Origin of the sequence: Psychrobacter sp. JB385, assembly GCF_900163785.1 — a bacterium.
Classification (GTDB): domain Bacteria; phylum Pseudomonadota; class Gammaproteobacteria; order Pseudomonadales; family Moraxellaceae; genus Psychrobacter.
This window is the reverse complement of record NZ_FUKN01000013.1, coordinates 596648-616020: the sequence shown is the minus strand read 5'-3', so window position 1 is coordinate 616020 and position 19373 is coordinate 596648. Positions and strand designations below refer to the sequence as shown.

The following is a 19373-nucleotide window of genomic DNA, read 5'->3' as shown; positions in this document are numbered from 1 at the left end:
GTTGTTATTATTTATATATGGTGATTGTATTGCCGACAATAAGTGCTTTTTTATTGACTATCACAAGCCTTTAGAAATACCTATTTATTTGTCATATTCGTCATCATAGCCATCGCTTAATACTGCTATTAACTGCTGCATGTCTTCAGGCAGTGGTGTTGTGACCTCAATGTCTTCGCCTGTCGTTGGATGAACAAATCCTAATGTATAGGCATGCAAGGCTTGACGTGGAAAGTTGCTAATCGCTTGACGCTGTGCTTCTGTTAGACCTGAGCGCAGTTGGCGACGCCCCCCATAAACCCGATCCCCTACTAGCGGATAAGTCACATGGCTTAAATGCACACGAATTTGATGCGTACGCCCTGTCTCAAGTCCAACATCCAATAAACAGTAGTTTTCATTCAGCGGTGTGACATTTAATAAATGCGTCACAGCTTCACGCCCTGCGGTCATTACCGTCATTTTGGTACGCTGAGTACGATGACGACCAATCGGTGCATCGATACGCCTGTGACGAAGTAAACTTGCTGCATCTCCTGCCACCACACATTGATAATGGCGATAGACCGACTTGTCTTTTAGCTGCTCCATCAAGGCCATCTGAGCCGGTTTGGTTTTACCAATGAGCAAAAGACCTGATGTGTCCTTGTCAATACGATGTACCAAACCTGCGCGCGGCAAGTGATGTTGCTGCGGATAATGGTACAGCAAAGCATTGACCAAAGTGCCTGTTTGATTGCCAGCGCCCGGATGAACCACCATACCAACAGGTTTGTTAATCACCAGTACGTCGTCATCCTCATAGACCACATCAATATCGATGTTTTCTGGCTGATCTTCACTATGCTGCTGCAACGTCGTTGATAGATGTAGGACATCATTTGCTTTGACACGGACTTTTGGTCGTTGCACACTGCCGTTATAGAGCAAGCTTCCGTCAGTTATCCAACCTTGTACTTGCACACGCGAAAAGTCTGAAAACACCTGCGAAGCCACTTTATCAATGCGCAGGCCAGACTCATCTTCGGTGACAATGTGCGTCATATCTACCACCACTGGTACAGCTTGACCAGCAACAGGAACATCATCCTCTATGTCGCTATCGTCAATCTCGTCATCAATATCGCTATCTTCTTCGAGCAAATCGTCATGATCAAGAGCGTCGGTGTCCTCATCAATCATTGCTTGATTGTCAGGCTCGTCATTTTTTAAAACGTTATTTGGCATTGGTGACTCTTGTGCTGATGAATCAGTATCTAGCGTCTGATTCGGTGGTAAATGGGTAGTCATAGCATTATTATTCATAATAGATTTATATAGAACACACTTCCTAGCATGGCTTGAAATAGCAACGTTAAAGGAAGTTTTATAAAAAACAGACAACCGCTCATTGATTACTCATGTATGTTAAAAGTAATCTTCGTTAAAAAAAGCGAAAGCAATATGGCGATAGTGTATCATGCCAAGCACTTAAGCCCTATAGATGCCCTGTTTTATCTGTCTTTTTTTGAAGATCAACTGCCTTATCAAGCATCACCTAGTAACTCTCTAGAATATGACATTGCTGTAATTTACTGTATATTTAGCGATGCCAGTAGCATTGGATATCGCTCACAGTGACCGCTCATGTTAAAATGCTAGGCTAAAATCAGAGGGCGGTGTCAAACCATCTAAAATATATTGTACTTATAAGCAGATACATCCTCATGTAATTGCATCAATATAGCGAGGTCAAAAACTGGTGTTGGCTGGTCTGAGTGATGTTAAAATGTCTGAGCAGCACCGATTCATAGGTATTTGACAGCATGTAGCTACAATTAGATGGCGAAAAAATAGACGAGGCCAGTGTTATTCTATAAAGTATAGCCATGTTTTGCTGTATGCTATGGCACTGTATTTCAGAATAATCGTATTTTATTAGCGTAAAATAAGATCTTGATCTAATGCATAAGTTGTATTAGCCATAGCAAAATCGCATTCGATGAAGATCATATTTATAATGAGTCCGCTTGATCATAAGCATACTCAATAGTAGACAGTTAACTGATGCCATAAGCATCGTTTTTTATTATTAACCTTTTATATAGCATAATGGCGCTGCTATTGTGCGTCTTGTGTCGGAGAAGAAGTATGCAAGCTGTTGGCAATACGTTTATCAAACTGTCCTCAATAACCTTACTTGCGCTTAGCGTAAACCTTGTGGGTTGTCAGACTTTCAAAAACCTGACTGGTAAAAAAGACGTCGATGCAGTAGAAACTGCCGAAAAATCAGAGCAAAACTACTATAACGATGCCATCGCTCAAATTGACAAAAATCGCTACAATCAAGCCATCGAAGATTTGACCAATTTGCGTACTTTTTACCCTACTGGACAGTACGCTGAGCAAGCCCTGCTCGACATGATGTATGCACAGTATGCCAGTGGCGAGTTTGAAATGGCCGCATCCAGTGCTGAACAATTCATTCGCCTATACCCATCCAACCCACAAGTCAGCTATGCCTACTATGTACGCGGCGTGGCCAATATGGAAGGCTCATCAGAAGGCTTAAAGCTGTTTAAACTAAATCAAGCAGAGCGCGATACCGCCTACTTGCGTATTGCTTTTGCCAACTTCCAAGAGCTTATTAATAAATACCCGAACAGCCCTTATGCACCAGATGCGGCTCAGCGCATGACCTTTATTTACAATCAGTTTGCACAAAGTGAGATGAGCGCTGCCAATTGGTACATCGAGCGTGAAGCCTATGTCGCTGCTGTGAACCGCGCCAAATGGGTATTCCAATATTATCCACTCAGTGAATCCACGCCAGAAGCCATTGCCGTGCTTGCTTATAGTCATGGCAAATTGGGTCTGACTGATTTGGCAAATGAATATAAGACTCTACTGCAAATCAACTATCCAAACTGGTTGACCAACGATGGCCGTGTTAAATTAAAAACCAAACGCGACAGCACGTGGCTCAATAAGATAACCTTTGGAAAACTTGGTCGCTCAAGTATGACAGACGCTTCTGCTGCCACTGGTCAATATAATGGTGCAACCAAACTCCAAATGATTCGCAACGCCAGTCAATTGAGACTACCAAGTGACAATGCTGCTCCAGCCAATGCACCCGTTGCTGGTTCTTTCACAGCGCCTATGAATAATAATGGTGTCAATATTGGCTTAGGATTGCCAGAAGCGTCAACAGAGCGCGTTACCAGTCAATCAAGCACAAGCTCGACTGCCAGAGAAGCAAACGTTGATCCGCAAAACGTTAACCCAACACGCCGCACGACTCTGCCTGAGTCTGAGCGTGATGGCATTATGCTCACACCATCGAATACTGATACAGATATGAACTAAGGCAGATTTATTAGGGCAGCGCTATGCTGTCTACTGCGTGTCATAAATAATAAGGTCAACATTATGTTGGCCTTATTTTTCTGTCCTTGATATTTTGCTACGACTAATTGCTCGGCTATGTCTTAACCTAATTGACCTATGGTAAACTGTTTTTTGTATGAGCATTCCTAACCATATCCTCGAACAATTAAATAGCCAAGCTGACTTAATCAGTATTATTGGGCGTCATACCACGCTCAAACGGGCGGGCAACGAATATAAAGGGTGCTGCCCTTTTCATGGTGAAAAGTCACCTTCTTTTTATGTCAATCCACAAAAAAATATTTATCACTGCTTTGGTTGCGGGGTTGGTGGCAATGCCATCAGTTTCTTGCGAGATTATGAAAGTTTAACCTTTATTGAAGCCGTTAATGAGCTGTCAAAGCAAACGGGCATCGAAGTACCAAAAGAAGAACAGCAAAACGTCAGCTATCAGCGTACCAAACAGCCTACTGTAAAACCAACGCCTCAAGCACCAACAGCGCCTCCATCAGAGGGTTCTACGCCCGCTGGTCAAAATCAAGACAATAGCGCTTCCTCGTATTCAGACGCTTTTGTTTACGATGAGGGTCATTATGACAATTATCCCCCAGTAGACGTTTATGACTCAGTGCCTTATTCACCTGAGAATGACGGCTTAGACTATCAGAGTAGTAGTGATAATGGTTATCCGCCTTCATGGTTGACAGACACTGATGCCATCACAAAGCTGCACAATCTGAATCCTGCCGCTGATGAAGATGGTAACTTGTATGAGTTACTAGAGCAGATACAGCAGTTTTATCAGCACAACCTTGCTACTCATCCTCACGCCAAGCATTATTTTTTATCACGTGGTATCACAGAAGACATATTTGAGACGTTTGGTTTGGGGTATGCGCCTTTTGGCTGGCAGCATCTTGAGCATCAATTTCCACAAGATATTGAGGGATTAAAAGCCCTAGGATTGGTGCGCCAATCAGAATCTGGACGAGATTACGACTTATTGCGTGATCGCGTGATTTTTCCCATTCGTGACAATCAAGGACGCACTATTGGCTTTGGTGGTCGAGCGCTCGACAATGAAGTAAAACCCAAATATATCAACTCTTCAGACTCACCCGTTTTTCATAAGCAACACGTGCTATATGGCTATTATGAATCGCGCCAGCAACGTGCTGACAGCTGGCTTGTGGTCGAAGGTTATATGGATGTCATTGCCCTTTATCAAGCGGGGATTTATGGCGCAGTCGCATCTATGGGTACGGCGATTAATGAGAGTCAGATATCTCGATTATTGACGTTAAACCCGACGCTAACTTTGAGCTTTGATGGCGATGGTGCGGGACAAAAAGCCGCTTGGCGTACGCTTGAAGTGGCTTTGCCTGTATTGGCTGATGATAAGGAGCTGCGGTTTTTAACCTTACCAAACAACCATGACCCTGACACTTTTATCAAGAGTCAGGGGGGCGATGCGATGCGCGAGCAAATTGCCAACGCTATGCCTTTGTCTCAGTACATCTTTGCTTATTTAAGCGAGCGTTATGACTTAACGTTGGCAGAAGGCAAAGCCAAACTGATGTCGCAAGTACGCTCATTGACGACGGCCCTGCCCAAAGGCAGTAGCTTTCGCTATCTGCTCAATAATGACATTTATCAAAAATTGGGCGGCAAACGCAGCCAAAATGTTGAAGCCAAAGATGCGCTATTAGATTTTGATGGTGACATGACCATCAGTCAGCAGCTTCAACTTTGTTTTTTGTTTCAACCGCGCACGCTTATTGATGATCCTATAGAAATCATTTGGCAGCGTGCTGGTATTAACGGTTTACATTTGCCGCCCCATATTCAACAAAAAGCATCACCTGATGTTTTGCGTCCTATAGCTTGGGAGGACTTACAAGACACGGCCTTGCTCGATATTGTCAGCACCATCAAACGCTGCCTTAATTACCTGCCAAAAGATGCCAATGCAGCGGCGCACTTTATCTTATCCAATCTAAAGCCGCTCACACAAGAAACGCTCAGCCGTGGTTGGGGCGGGTTTTATAAGACATTGACCGCAAGAAATGTATTAAGCCTAGATGAGCTGGTTGAAAACTTGGTCATGCAATTGCTCAAATTACATCTACAAAAAAAGATGCAAGAGCTGATAAAAAATCCAGACCACATCAAACTGGCAATTGTTCGTAAGCAGTCTCAATTATTAAATGATTGGCTACGCGCCCAGCAGGCCGAACAATCAGCGCAAATGGTCACTGTCCAATCTTAGCGTCTATGCTTAATTTTTGTTTCTCAAATGGTAGCCCTTTAAAAGTATCATAGCTGCCCCCACTATTAATGATTATGCCCAGTAGCATGTGCAGCCCATTAGTCGTTTCGCTGATGACAAATAATCAGTAAAAAACAGTGGGTAGATCTCACTACCTCGTGCTTGACTGCGGTGGTCTGTGTTAAACTGTGTCGCTGTGTATTTGCAGCATTGCTTAGTGAGTGATGATACGCACGCCTCGTTGAGCACACATTTTTTAGGTATTTGTTTTTTAGGCCTCAGCGTTTGAAGCCTTTTTGAATGTTTAGCTGTTTTCAGCAGTGTTATTGTAGTGTTTTGAGCCTTTATTCATATCAACTCATTTTTGATATTATTGACAACCTCTACGCCCCATTTTGATCAATCGATTGATAAGATCAACGCAGCCAACAAGCGATAGCGAGTCACAATATAAAAATGTCCGATGCAAGTAAGCGAGTATTTATGAACGATAAGTCAGTTTCTAAGTCCACATCTCAACTGGCCACCTTAATCCAGATGGGTAAAGAGCAGGGGTATCTCACCTATGCTGAGGTGAATGACCAACTGCCCGACTCTATTACCGAAAGCGATCAGATCGAAGATATTGTGCAAATGCTAACTGACGTTGGTATTAAAATCTTTGAATCAGCCCCCGATGCCGATGACATCTTGATGAACGATGATTCAAGTGATGATGATATGGCAGCGGATGAAGCAGCAGCGGTACTCGCCTCTGTTGAGACTGAGCCTGGTCGCACCACTGACCCTGTGCGTATGTATATGCGTGAGATGGGTACCGTTGATCTATTGACCCGTGAGGGTGAAATCTCCATTGCTAAGCGTATCGAAGAAGGTATTCGTGATGTACAGCATGCCATGTCTTACTGGCCGGGTACGGTACAGTTTGTCCTTGATGAATATCAAAAAGTACAAGATGGTGAGAAAAAACTTTCTGATGTCATCACTGGGTTTTTAGATCCTGAAACCGAAGAAGACAAGATTGCTGCGCAAGAAGCCAAAGAAGCAGCAAAAGAAGAGCGAGAGCGAATCAAAGAAGAAAAAGAAAACCCACCAATCATCAAAGCAAAAGCCAATGCCAAGGCACTGGCATTAGATGATGATGACGAAGATGAAGAAGACGTTGAAGAAGAAGCTGAAGAAGAAACCAGTGGTCTTGATCCAGAAGAAGTTCGCTTACGTCTAGAAGAAATCGAGCATCTATTCATCAAAGCCAAACAAGCCTTGCTAGACTACGGTCGTGGTAGTGCACAAGCAGATGATGCTTATGCCCTACTCGCTGAACGCTTTATGATGTTAAAGCTGAACAACCGCTTGTCAGATCAGGTCATGGCCATCATGCATGATGTCTATGATGATGTGCGTAAGCTTGAGCGCCAAATCATGCGTTTGGTTATTCGCCGTGGTCGTATGCCACGTGAAGAGTTCCGTAAGACCTTCCCAAGCAACGAAACCAACGTTGATTGGCTCATCGAACGTATCAAAGGCAAGCCTGCATTTGCTGGCACACTAGAGAAAGTCACCGATGACGTGATTCTATTACAACGTCGTATCCGTGACTACGAGCAGCAGCTCGACATGAAAATCCATGACATGAAAGATGTGGCGCGCCGTATGGCGGTTGGTGAAGCAAAAGCTCGCCGTGCCAAAAAAGAAATGGTCGAAGCCAACCTACGTCTCGTTATCTCTATCGCCAAAAAATATACCAACCGTGGCCTACAGTTCTTGGATTTGATTCAAGAAGGTAACATTGGTTTGATGAAAGCAGTGGATAAGTTTGAATATCGCCGTGGTTATAAATTCTCAACGTATGCCACATGGTGGATTCGTCAGGCAATCACCCGCTCTATCGCTGACCAAGCCCGTACCATTCGTATTCCTGTGCATATGATTGAGACCATCAATAAGATTAACCGTGTCTCACGTCAGTTGCTACAAGAAATGGGACGCGAGCCAACGCCTGAGGAATTAGGCGAACGCTTAGAGATGGACGAAGTTAAAGTCCGTAAAGTGTTGAAAATTGCCAAAGAACCTATCTCAATGGAGACACCAATCGGTGATGATGAAGACTCACATTTAGGTGACTTCATTGAAGACGGCACGATTTCAAGTCCTGTTGATGATGCAACATCGGCTGGTCTGCGTGAAGCCACTCGTGATGTCTTAGGCAACTTGACTGAACGTGAAGCACGTGTATTGAAAATGCGCTTTGGTATTGATATGCCAACTGACCACACGCTAGAAGAAGTGGGTAAACAGTTTGATGTGACGCGTGAGCGTATTCGTCAGATTGAGGCAAAAGCATTACGTAAACTGCGTCATCCATCACGTTCTGAGCACTTGCGCTCTTTCCTTGAAAATGACTAAGCCTTTAGTCAGTTGAGTATAAAAAAGCCGAGTGTATCTCGGCTTTTTTGTGTCTGTTAATCTAGGCTATTAATGAACCCCTAAGTTTTTTTCAGCATCGGTTTTATCATGAACACCAAAACGCTCTATCATCGTTTGGCTCGCGTCATTTAGACCTATTAGTTCAACTTCAGTGCCTTCACGGCGAAACTTAATAATGACTTTATCTATCGCAGCAACTGCCGTCACATCCCAAAAATGTGCTCGTGATACGTCAATAACGACTTTGGAGACAGACTCTTTAATATCGAAGGACTCCGTCATACGCTCTGCTGATGAAAAGAATATCTGTCCATCAACGCGATAATGACGAGTGCCTGATGCATCCATATAGGTATGCACGCTCATATAACGCTCGATTTTATTGGCGAAGAACAGTGCTGATAGTAATACGCCAATAAGTACCCCGTACGCTAAGTTATGCGTGGCAACGACCACAGCAACCGTCGTCAGCATCACAAGATTACTTTGTAGCGGCTTGGTTTTCAGCTCTTTAAAAGAACCCCAATTAAATGTACCAATAGAAACCATAATCATCACAGCAACCAGTGCTGCCATTGGAATCAGCTTTAGCCAGTCACTCAAAAACACGACCATCAGCAATAAAAACACACCTGCCACCAAGGTAGAAAGCCGTGTATAGCCACCAGATTTTACGTTAATAATAGACTGCCCAATCATCGCACAGCCTGCCATGCCCCCAAAAAACCCGCTGACGATATTTGCGATACCCTGACCTTTACATTCTTGGGTGCGATCTCCTTTGGTATCAGTCAAATCATCGACGATGGTCATGGTCATCATAGACTCAAGCAAGCCCACTATCGCTAGACTGATAGAATATGGAAAAATAATCAATAAAGTATCTAAGTTTAACGGGATATCAGGTATCAAAAATATCGGCAAGGTATCGGGTAATTGACCCATATCATTGATGGTACGCGCCTCTGCCCCAAACAAAATAGCAATTGCGGTCACCAGTACAATACTGATGAGTGGTGACGGAATGATTTTGCCAATTTTGGGAATATAGGGATAGCCATAAATAATCCCTAAACCTAACGCCACCAAAGCATAGACATGTACCAAATTTGAGCCTGCTTGCGGCATCAGCTCAGGAATCTGCGACATAAATATCAAAATAGCCAACGCATTGATAAAGCCAAGGACAACAGATTGAGACACATATTTCATCAAATTACCGAGCTTTAAAAAGCCGAAGATAATCTGTATGACGCCTGTCAACACACTGGCTGCTAGTAAATACTGCAAACCATGCTCTTTAACCAACGTGACCATTAATAGTGCCATCGCACCCGTTGCCGCAGAAATCATGGCTGGACGTCCACCAACGAAGGCAATCACCACAGCGATACAGAACGAAGCGTAGAGACCTACTTGGGGATCCACACCAGCAATAATAGAAAACGCAATCGCTTCAGGAATAAGGGCCAAAGCCACCACCATGCCAGCCAAGACATCGCCTCTCACGTTGCCTAGCCATTGTTCTTTAATTGTATTTAACATTTTTAGCTCAGTTTTTGAGCGCAGCTTTGGTCTGTCAACAAGTGAAGTGTTTTGAAAACATCTGAGCCAAACAGTCCGACACATTTTTATCTAAGCATGATGCCCATCAAGTAATGAGTATAAAAATGTGAACTGTCATCGTTAGTCAGTTGTTGTCATAACTTACTTTTCGTGGTTTGATCTTGATGGTTCATTTGATCTTAATAATGCAGTAGAAACATCGAATAATGAGACAAACGTAAAAGCAGCGCATATGCATAAGAAAAAGCGTCAGACGCTTTATAAGAGTCATTGCTGTCGAGAGCAATGTTTACTGAGGAGAGGTACAGCTAGGGTGGCGTATTCATCTTTATAGTGAGTAGCTTTTTTGAGTGTATGAAATAATATTTGCGGTCATTCTAACATAGATGCGTTCGATTTATAACATCCTATTTTTTTTGTAAGTGATAGACTCTGATGGACTTATCCTTCGACCGCATCGACAAACAAATTTAAGCATGACTCACTCTCATTTAATTATATAGTGCTCGTTCCTATAAATTTTATGTCCCTTATGTTGATACTGCTTACCACCATAATAAAGGTAAGAAGAATAATCATTGTCCATCATAATACTTGGACCATTATCTATAGAATACCGTTGCCCAAAGTCGAATTCCATTTCGTTTGTTATAAGTTTTAGTTTACCTCCATTAATAAGTTTGTATGGGTCATAATTTAAAATATCTATAGAAGGGACATTCTCCCACCATTCAATGAGATCTGTTATATTAGTAAACGAGCTATACCAAATATACTCCTCAGCGCCGTAATCAACTTGAATTGGAATGATTAAATTAGACATTAAACATTTACTCCTTTATTTTCATTATATTATCTTTACGATTATATCAACCATAAAGATAATATGTCGTCTTATGTTTCTCGGCTGCGGCCACACCATTCAGTTATCATTAACCTTATAGTTCAACAATCCTTGCACCAAAATCCACAAGTAAACCCAAAAACTCTGCTGGCTTTATCCCCAAACTCTCGGGTGTGTACAATGTCGCCTTATCATCTGACTGCCATTTTTTAATGAACTCATTGAGTAATAAGCTTGAACACAGTCCGGTTAGCGCAGACTGACCTTTAGGAAACTCAATGGCTAGTTTGCGAGTGCTCTCTACCCCAGCGTGACTTCCCGTTATGGATACAATAATTTCGGCCGCAGCCTTATCTTGTGTGTTTCTAAAAGAAGAGGCCTCGCTTGCAATATCAAACCTAATGTTCTTTGCACCTGTTACGGCTCGTAAACTCACTGTGTCAAGTGAAGCAAAGGACGTTCCTATGACCTCTCGACCATCAATCGTAGATATTTTATGATGTATAGCATCCTCGATTAACCATTTTCTCTTTCCGTCCTCATAAGAAAATGCTGAGGGCACACCTGATTGTAATCGCTCCATATCCTCGAATGCAGCAGGACCATAGATGTCTTCTGGATCGAGCACCACACCGATATTAAGTGTAGAAACTGAATCAAACTGCTCTGCCAAGTGTAGTGCTAAAAATGTTGCAGCACCTGCAGCCCAATGGCTGGCGAGTAGTACTGGGCCTGAGGTGGTCAATGCATATTCTGCCAACTCAGCACCAATCTCAACCATTCCAGTCACAACATTCATATAAGGTATCTTGCGATTTTGTGCAAGGCGTAAACCATGCGTACCAGAATCTGGAGCAAGCATCATGACAGCACCGATCTCGATACGATCGTCTATCCCCAAGTTGGGCCGTTCGACATCAATTGCGAGTGACGATGCGTTGCCGACTTTGAGAGCAAGTTCATCAGCGAGTGCCATATTTCTACCACCAATATAAATGGCTTGCTCAGGATTGATCGTGCGAAACCACTCTATCGCTTGCTGACCGACAACGCCTGTCGCACCGGCAAAGAGTATAGGATATTTAGTATTCAAAATTTTTCTCCTTTTATATATAAGAAAACGCATTTGAGCTTTTAAAACAACACAAGCCCACTCTATGTCTAATTTTTTATCTAACGCACATCATCTGGCAATCGAGCAATCACTTTTATCTCAAAATCAAAACCAGCAAGCCAAGTCACACCAATCGCGGTCCAAGCTGGATAAGGCGCTTCTTTAAAAATAGTGTTTTTTATCTTCAGTACTGAATCAAGTTGATTTTCGGGATCCGTATGAAAGGTTGTCACATCTATAATATCCTCAAACGTACAGTCCGCCGCCTCTAATGTATGACGCAAATTTTCAAAAGCGAGTGTGACTTGCTTCTCAAAATCTGGTTCTGCACTGCCGTCTTGAAGGCTGCCTACTTGACCTGAAACGAATAGTAAATCTTTTGATTGAATGGCGGCAGAATAACCATGTTTCTCATAAAGAGAGTGTCTACCCGCTGGAAATACTGCTTTTCTTCGAGACATAACTTACTCCAAAATGTTTGAATTGATATATATTGAGGATTAAAAGACATATAGCCCTTATAATGGTGCTTATTGTCAGTTAACATACATTGCGTATGTAAAATTAACACATACGTGGCGTATGTCAAGTTAATATACGTGATGTATGTGATTTTTATTTTTTACTTTTGAGGCAAGACTATGTCAAAACGTGCATTAAAAATGGCTGAAACCAGAAAAAATATAATCGCTGCGGCCAGAAAATCATTTGCCGAATATGGGTATTCAGAGACGTCAATGGATAAGTTGACAGCCGATGTCAGTTTGACTAGAGGAGCGCTTTACCATAACTTTGGCAATAAAAAAGGACTGTTTTCAGCGGTTGTTGAACAAATAGATTTGGAGATGGTAGAAAACGCAAAGGCTAGAGTAGAAGGGTGCGAGAACCTTTGGGAAGGATTACTCATTGAGGCACAAACGTACATTGAGAGTGCGCTAGATCCAGAAATTCAGAGAATTATTTTATTAGATGGGCCTGCTGTATTGGGCGACCCTTCTCTTTGGCCCAGTCAAAATCGCTGCTTATTGTCTACCAAGCAGATTGTGACTCAGTTAATTGAAGAAGGAACCATGAAAGAGGTAGATCCGGAAGCCACTGCCATGCTCATTAATGGTGCTGCTATGAATGCTGCCCTTTGGATTGCAGCGAGTACTGATCCAGAAGTTGCTTTACCCAATACAGTGGCTGCCTTTAGTACTATGTTATCTGGGTTTAGAGTTTAGGATCTAATTAAGCGTAAGCCATTTATCAAAATAAAACATATAAAGCTGGGCATATCTCAGTTTTTTATGTCTGTTTGATAATGTTATCAGTCTTAGACTCTGTGCTAGATCGGTTTAAGCTTGTTATTAATGATTTGTAAGACCAATTAATATCTTAATTGGTCTGTTGTCTTGGAGTATTGCTGAAAATTATTAGTACAGCTGATTTGATGACAACTACTGCGTAAAGAAGTAGTGGATTTATAAATCAAATACTCTCAATAATAGATGGTGCATTAACTAGAAAAGCCGAGTTTATCTCGGCTTTTTTGTACTTTAAAGGCTCTAGTTAAGTATTGCGGGTATTAAAGTGCGTAAAAATCACGGTTTGATACCTGACAGCTTATTTATTAGAAACTAGCGCTCGTTTTTTTAAATCAATGACGATAACTTCTATTTCCTCGATACCCGTATATTGATCAGAGATAGTTTGCCAATATTGCTTCAAAGCTGATGCCAAGTCATCAATACTGACTGTTTTACCGTCAATTATCCAACCCTTTGTTTGATTCAGGGAGACTAGAAGAAAGATACCACACCTCGCCGTTTCTTCTCTCAGATAATCACCGACTAACTGATTTCTCAATCGCTCACATAAATCATTACCACTCCATTTCTTATCAAGCAGCTTTAACTCAATAGGTACAGGCGATTGAATTTTTGGATTAGCAAGCCAAATATCCATTCGTTGCTCATTAGCCAGTTCAGGTTCTTCAGCAATGGTATAGTGACCGCCTCTGTGCTGATTTAGATAACCCGCTACAAGGGTTCTAACCTCATTTTCTTCTACTGCTTTTTGCCAAGTTAACCATGGACTGTCATTGCCATTTTCGACCCAATTTTTGAGCGCCTTTAGCTGTTGTACTGCCAAATCAAATAGCTGTCTATGTGTTTGAGGGGACAACATTTTAGATTTATAAAAGTCCTTAAATTGTTGGGCAGACCATGGCGTTATGTCTCCATACCTTTCCGCCATTTCGTAAGCACGTTTTTGCAGCAACAATTTGTGTGAGCTGTCTTGATGCTCTTTAGAAATTTGCTTAAGAACATAATAGTTCTCTTTGCTTGGTGTCTCTACCAAATAACTTAATAATCTATCTCTAGCATCTTGAGCCTCATCACGAATGGTGGGAGAATAAACACCTTCTCCAGCTCTCTGTATATCATCGCTTAGCTTAATATATTTATGCATCAGCACATAAAGGGTCTTTAAATGAGGGGCTATCTTAAATTTTCCTGCGTTATATACTGTTTTCTGAGTATAAGTTCCACCTAATAAGCCTGTAATAAATATAGCTGCAGCTTGTTGCTGAGCATCTGTATTATTCAAACCAGATAGCCAGTGCTCAAGCTTTGGAAGACCATTATCTGCATCATTATCAACCAATAGTGCATACCACCAAGCCACTTCTTTATAGTCATCAGCATTAAGTGCTATATATTTATCAGCTAGTGTGGCCAACTTTCCAGATTCAACACCAGCCTCAATCAATATCTTCACACAGTATTCTTTACGAATAGTAAGTGGACTGGTACGACCCATCAAGTAGTCTAATACTCTGCCCGCCATAAATTCATGAAGCCAAGGAGCATGATGAATCAAGTCTTGCAAAATATGACTTAAAGAACCCTCAGAACAAGAGGTTTCTAGCTCCCAAACCAACTCTTTCCATATAGCATCTTCTGTGGCTTTTGGAAATGCTCTATGCATTCTTTCAAACCAACTGGGAAAACCATGAATATCCCAAGTAATATAACGCAGTGCTGTATTTAGGTCATTATTATCTAAATAGTTAGGAAAGTCACTGATTTCATTGGCTTCAATTTCTAGACCAGACAAAGCGATTAATAGAGCATCAGAAATTGAACTATCAACGTCTTGTTCTGATTTTAATCGAGGTTTATAATATCGCCAATAATTCATACAAAAGTCTTTGTATGCTGATGCAACCTTGTTACCAAATTCAGGAATCAGGCTTTTCCAGTTGGTACAATATAGACAACTGGCATCTACGCTATTTTTTCTTATCTCATCTAATAGCCATAGATGATTATTAGTGATTTCACTTTCCACTACTGAAGGTGTAATAACTTCGGATGGATTATTGCGTAAATGCGTTATCCATTTTTTCTTACTTTTTTCCCACTCTTCTTTTCTTTTCTCTGCTTGCTCACACCTTATTTTTGATTCTTCTTCATACTTTTTCATTGCTTCACTGATTTCAGGATTCAATAATCTTTCTAATTTATCCTCAAGTACATCACTTCCTGATACAGTTTTGCGCAAATCGTCCAACATCTCAGTGGGACAATCGCTCTGATGATATATTCGATACGCATTACCAAGTGCGACTAGCTTATCATCATCTAGCGTTCGTGACCCGACGTACGCAAGCACTCTTGAAAAATCAGACGTTTCAAACCTCCAATAATTATCTCTATAAAATAGAAGGAAGTCGGAATTCAAAGGTCGAGATTGATCAGCACTACTCAGTCTTGTTCTTTCATCTTCTATACTGTACCAGTACAGGGCATCGTTCAACTCAGTCCATTGAGGTAATATATGGTGCAAATTCGTTTCACAGGCATCAAAACGCACTTCTCGATAAAATCTTAACTCAGCTGCACAAGCCAATACTGACAGTGATGCGTTCGATAGAGCATATTGATTCCTTGCTAAAATCAATCTTTCTATACATTTTAGCGCCACACTCATCAGCCACGCATCTTGTTTTGACACCTCGTCCCTTTCTGTTTCATTCAACACCTGTATGCTTAGATGGCTGTGGAGCTTATTTAACAGATAAGCAGTGACATCACTATTTGCACGTTCAATAAATCCAGACATTGCTCCAGACAAGGCTGTGGGCGTAAATTCGTTTGGTTCAGATAAATTAACAACACTATGGATAATCAAATCAACATTTGAAATCGTTGATTCAGCATACAGGACTAAGTCCGCTAATAGCCATCTTGGAATCTCCTTATTAGAATTATTAATACCTTGCCATACAGTATTTTTTTGCTCTTGAGTTCCAACTGACATAACTGCACTGGCAGCTACTCTTCTCGTATACTTCTGTCTATCCTCGTCAATAACAACAGATATCAATGCACTAACGCATTTCGACAGTGCTCCTTGAAGCACCAATCGGCTAAGAAATAGAATGATATTATCGTTACCTTTATAATGGTCGATAAGTTCGAGCACATCACTTTCTAAATCAGGCTGGGCAAGATTGGCAATTGCTGTATCGCTTCCTACGTATGCTTTGTAGCGATCTTTATCTATACTGTCGATAAGCTTTAAGAGTGCTTGCTTTCTTAAATGCATAGCTAGCTTAGACGGGTCACCACCTTCAATGAGGATTTCTGGTGTTATACTCAAAGCCTTAGCGTAAATATTGTCATCAAATAGAATCAGCCACGGAAGTACTGGGCGAAGTAAAGGGGTGACAATACTTTCACCAAGAGAGTCTTTGAAAAAATAGGATTCAATATTTAAACGATTATAATTATCTTTAATTAGCGAACTAAAAAATTCTGCTGCCAATAGCTCGCGTATATCCCTATGCCTAAACCGTACTGCGCCATATAAAATATCGTTAAACAGTCCACTTTCTAATAACTTTTTTACATCACTTTTATCCCAGTCGTACAGTATGGTGTCTGCATCTATGCCCTTTTTATTACGCTCCGAGTCAGGTACATTAATTTCTGCATTTCCTGTTAATACTACAGCTGCCGCCAAGCGCTGTGCCCCGCTGCGCGCCAAATCTGTATTTAATGCGGTACGAGAGCCAGCGCTATGACTCTCCTTAAGCCGTAGATCAATATTATGTTGTATAAGTTCTAGGCGTCCATCAAGTGACTTATCATCTTTCCACTTATCGATTATTGTATCTAAGTCAAACGGTCTTTCAGCTAGGCTCCAAAGGTCAATCCTTTCAACCTCATCTAATAATTGATCAGTATCTTTAACACCCTTTTCTTGACAGTATGCAGCGATCTTTTCTCTATCCAGAGGACGTAAGCTATAAACTTTAAGCGCACTAGGAGATTTTTCATCATTACTGTTAGACCCTTCTTGATAATCGCTGCCTTTTAGTGGCAAAACTTCATCCATTAATTCTTGATCAGTCTTTATTCTCCAGCTATAAGGTCGACTAGAAATATATATGTGTGCTCTAAGCTGACCTCTCTTAATGGCTTTAGCAAAACACCGTATTGATTTTTCAAATGCTCTTGGACTGGTAAGTAAGGCTTCATCTACAGAGTCCAGAAAAAACCATGCTTCTTCATCTGAATCTAACCAACTATCGAACGCCTCATCATCGCCAACTTCAAAGCTTTCATAAAAATGACGATCAATATCTTCAATTCTAATAAAAAATGCATACTCCCCCTTACACTTCATCAAAGAAGCTCTTTCCTTGAACTCAAGCGTTTTTCCTGCACCTGCTTCAGCAAGTACGACACAACGATACTCGTTGAGAAGTGAACCCCATGACTCAGACTGTCCAGCATTAAATTTGAGGTAATTTTCAATATCTTGTGAATCATCTTTATCTTTAGAAATAACTGAAAACTGTCTATCTACGTCAATATAATTCAACATATAAGTTCCAAATTTTCTTATAAGCAAATATTCTTCGTCAGCTTAACAAGCATACAGACACTCTATCTACTCTTTTTAAGAAGCTTTTAAAATGTTAATTTTTAATAGATTAACTAGAGCGAAAAAACAGTAGGTTTTTGCCCTATGGTGTAATCTTACACTATATACTATGCGCTACATATAGACGCGCCAGCCTTAGGAAACATCATGATTGTTCGGCAAAAACCTCATCGTTTCAAAATATTTTTTACCCTTCGCGGTTCAATCATTCCAAAAATCTATCCACAAATTCTGCTAATCGCTCTGCTCAGTACCTTGATTACAATTGTGCAGCACTGGATTCCGAACTCATTTCCCTACTACGGCACAGCAACCTTTACCTTACTCGGTGTCGCTTTATCATTATTTTTAGGATTTCGTAATAATGCAAGCTATCAGCGTTGGTGGGAAGCGCGCAGTCTTTGGGGTCAGCTGGTATACGAATGTCGCAGCCTCACTCGTCAAATCTTGTCTTTTATAGACGAAGAAGACGAGACTGGACAAGATTTGCAGAAAAATATGATTTATCTAACCATTGCGTTTACTCACGCTGTGCGCCATCGCCTTCGTGATACTCAGCCGTGGCAAGATATCGAGCGGTTTGTTGACCCAGCGCATCATGCCAGCATGCGTCAAGCGCAAAACTTACCCGATTATCTAATACGTTTGATGGGGAGCGCGCTTGGGGATATTCGACGTCAAGGACTGACGTCAGAGCAAATGATTCAAAATATGGATGAACGCCTGAACTCTATGACGATCGTCTTGGCTGCTTGTGAGCGCATTCACAATACGCCACTACCCTTTGCCTATATGCTATTGGTACACCGTACCACTTATCTGTATTGCATCATGTTGCCTTTTGGCTTGGTGGCCTCACTCGGCTGGGCAACACCTCTCATCTGTTCGGTGATTGCCTATACGTTTTTTGGTCTAGATGCACTGAGCGAGGAGCTTGAAGAACCCTTTGGCATGGCTGCCAATCAACTGCCGCTTACCGCTTTGTCACGTACGATTGAGATTAATCTGTTAGAAGCCTTGGGAGAGACAGACCTGCCGCCCGCTATCGCCCCTATCGATGGCTATTTATCCTGATGGTATAATTGTTAAGCTTGCCGCGGTGCATGACAGCGCCTGACTGATTATAGATGGATATCAAGGCACTTGAAAAATCGTGCAGATACCACCATAAATAGCGCATAAAGAAACTCCCCTTAATAAAGGCACCTGTCCAGCAATTGAGTTCATTAAAAGACTGAGCCTGTCTCAGCTTTTTGGCTTTGTTAAGGCCGATATTTATACAGCCAAATTCTTAGAAAAGCGAGGCATACATCATGAGTGATGATCAAAGAGACAATAGCCAAAACCCAGCAAACAAAAGAGCCGTGAATATGACTGACCTCACACCCAATGAAGGTACTTTAAAAGGCAAAAAAACGGACATTCAAAATCCTGAGCTTTGGGATTTTCCGATGAACTATCCTTTAAGCATCATTGGTCATGAAGGCGAGCACGAAAGCTTGCTTAATGAAGTGAAGCTTATCTTGGGCAGCCAGTTCCCAGATTTTGATTTGGCTTCTATCGAAGTCAAGCCCTCTAGAACGGGTCGTTTTCACTCAGCACGAGTCAATCTATATTTAACCAATGCCAGTCAGGTCAATGCGCTATATGCGTCACTTGATAATGCCAAAACGGTACGCATGGTTGTTTAATAAGACCGTTGTTGCTTAACGAAAAGATAGTTGATTAAAACCTGCTATCTTTTTCGTCTAAATCGTCACTCACTAGTAATAACATATGGGTGGCGATTTTTTGTGGTTTGATGTACAATCTGCGCCCGCATTATTGCCGCCATGATGATGGTT

General features: G+C 41.6%; 13 protein-coding genes. 7 read left to right on the top strand and 6 right to left on the bottom strand.

Features of this window, described 5'->3' with window-relative positions; translation table 11 throughout:
* Positions 1-84: 84 nt before the first annotated feature.
* Positions 85-1290 (bottom strand): RluA family pseudouridine synthase, encoded by a 1206-nt coding sequence (locus CZ794_RS09855; protein WP_227681044.1) that lies wholly within the window; start codon positions 1288-1290, stop codon positions 85-87.
* Positions 1291-1404: 114 nt separating this feature from the next.
* On the opposite strand from CZ794_RS09855, the gene CZ794_RS09850 reads away from it, so the two are divergent.
* The 4 genes from CZ794_RS09850 (at position 1405) to rpoD (ending at position 8044) form a co-directional block, all read left to right on the top strand.
* Complete coding sequence (locus CZ794_RS09850) at positions 1405-1620, top strand: hypothetical protein (protein WP_087041419.1); 216 nt, start codon at positions 1405-1407, stop codon at positions 1618-1620.
* Positions 1621-2130: 510 nt separating this feature from the next.
* Entirely contained in the window at positions 2131-3348 is a 1218-nt protein-coding gene (locus tag CZ794_RS09845) for an outer membrane protein assembly factor BamD (protein WP_087041418.1), read from the top strand.
* Between the two features lie 157 nt (positions 3349-3505).
* Positions 3506-5638, top strand: coding sequence for a DNA primase (locus CZ794_RS09840; protein WP_087041417.1), 2133 nt, complete (start codon positions 3506-3508; stop codon positions 5636-5638).
* A 483-nt stretch (positions 5639-6121) separates the two neighbouring features.
* Entirely contained in the window at positions 6122-8044 is a 1923-nt protein-coding gene (rpoD, locus tag CZ794_RS09835) for an RNA polymerase sigma factor RpoD (protein WP_087041416.1), read from the top strand.
* Between the two features lie 69 nt (positions 8045-8113).
* Here rpoD and CZ794_RS09830 read toward each other — a convergent pair whose 3' ends face one another.
* The 4 genes from CZ794_RS09830 to CZ794_RS09815 all read right to left on the bottom strand — a co-directional run bounded on the left by CZ794_RS09830 (position 8114) and on the right by CZ794_RS09815 (position 12050).
* A complete protein-coding gene (locus CZ794_RS09830; RefSeq protein ID WP_087041415.1) occupies positions 8114-9610 on the bottom strand; it encodes a SulP family inorganic anion transporter in 1497 nt (498 codons plus the stop codon).
* Positions 9611-10118: 508 nt separating this feature from the next.
* Entirely contained in the window at positions 10119-10454 is a 336-nt protein-coding gene (locus tag CZ794_RS09825; protein WP_087041414.1) for a hypothetical protein, read from the bottom strand.
* Positions 10455-10569: 115 nt separating this feature from the next.
* A complete protein-coding gene (locus CZ794_RS09820) occupies positions 10570-11568 on the bottom strand; it encodes a hypothetical protein (protein ID WP_087041413.1) in 999 nt (332 codons plus the stop codon).
* A gap of 80 nt (positions 11569-11648) precedes the next feature.
* The gene (locus tag CZ794_RS09815; RefSeq protein ID WP_087041412.1) at positions 11649-12050 is read right to left on the bottom strand and encodes a RidA family protein; all 402 of its coding nucleotides are present in this window, start codon (positions 12048-12050) and stop codon (positions 11649-11651) included.
* 180 nt (positions 12051-12230) lie between these two features.
* Here CZ794_RS09815 and CZ794_RS09810 point away from each other — a divergent pair, with 180 nt between their 5' ends.
* Positions 12231-12812 (top strand): TetR/AcrR family transcriptional regulator, encoded by a 582-nt coding sequence (locus CZ794_RS09810; RefSeq protein WP_087041411.1) that lies wholly within the window; start codon positions 12231-12233, stop codon positions 12810-12812.
* Between the two features lie 382 nt (positions 12813-13194).
* Here CZ794_RS09810 and CZ794_RS09805 read toward each other — a convergent pair whose 3' ends face one another.
* Positions 13195-17469 carry a hypothetical protein gene (locus CZ794_RS09805; protein WP_087041410.1) on the bottom strand — a complete coding sequence of 1425 codons (4275 nt, stop codon included), beginning with the start codon at positions 17467-17469 and terminating at the stop codon, positions 13195-13197.
* 207 nt (positions 17470-17676) lie between these two features.
* Here CZ794_RS09805 and CZ794_RS09800 point away from each other — a divergent pair, with 207 nt between their 5' ends.
* Together CZ794_RS09800 and CZ794_RS09795 are read left to right on the top strand one after the other, a co-directional pair.
* A complete protein-coding gene (locus tag CZ794_RS09800; RefSeq protein WP_087041409.1) occupies positions 17677-18603 on the top strand; it encodes a bestrophin family protein in 927 nt (308 codons plus the stop codon).
* Positions 18604-18899: 296 nt separating this feature from the next.
* On the top strand, positions 18900-19220 hold the full coding sequence (locus CZ794_RS09795) for a YbeD family protein (protein ID WP_087041667.1): 321 nt from the start codon (positions 18900-18902) through the stop codon (positions 19218-19220).
* Positions 19221-19373 lie beyond the last annotated feature (153 nt).

Bases quoted from the DNA above. Each gene is read 5' to 3' on its own strand.
- CZ794_RS09855 (WP_227681044.1), bottom strand. From the start codon at position 1,290: ATGACTACCCATTTACCACCGAATCAGACGCTAGATACTGATTCATCA.
- CZ794_RS09850 (WP_087041419.1), top strand. From the start codon at position 1,405: ATGTTAAAAGTAATCTTCGTTAAAAAAAGCGAAAGCAATATGGCGATA.
- CZ794_RS09845 (WP_087041418.1), top strand. From the start codon at position 2,131: ATGCAAGCTGTTGGCAATACGTTTATCAAACTGTCCTCAATAACCTTA.
- CZ794_RS09840 (WP_087041417.1), top strand. From the start codon at position 3,506: ATGAGCATTCCTAACCATATCCTCGAACAATTAAATAGCCAAGCTGAC.
- rpoD (WP_087041416.1), top strand. From the start codon at position 6,122: ATGAACGATAAGTCAGTTTCTAAGTCCACATCTCAACTGGCCACCTTA.
- CZ794_RS09830 (WP_087041415.1), bottom strand. From the start codon at position 9,610: ATGTTAAATACAATTAAAGAACAATGGCTAGGCAACGTGAGAGGCGAT.
- CZ794_RS09825 (WP_087041414.1), bottom strand. From the start codon at position 10,454: ATGTCTAATTTAATCATTCCAATTCAAGTTGATTACGGCGCTGAGGAG.
- CZ794_RS09815 (WP_087041412.1), bottom strand. From the start codon at position 12,050: ATGTCTCGAAGAAAAGCAGTATTTCCAGCGGGTAGACACTCTCTTTAT.
- CZ794_RS09810 (WP_087041411.1), top strand. From the start codon at position 12,231: ATGTCAAAACGTGCATTAAAAATGGCTGAAACCAGAAAAAATATAATC.
- CZ794_RS09805 (WP_087041410.1), bottom strand. From the start codon at position 17,469: ATGTTGAATTATATTGACGTAGATAGACAGTTTTCAGTTATTTCTAAA.
- CZ794_RS09800 (WP_087041409.1), top strand. From the start codon at position 17,677: ATGATTGTTCGGCAAAAACCTCATCGTTTCAAAATATTTTTTACCCTT.
- CZ794_RS09795 (WP_087041667.1), top strand. From the start codon at position 18,900: ATGACTGACCTCACACCCAATGAAGGTACTTTAAAAGGCAAAAAAACG.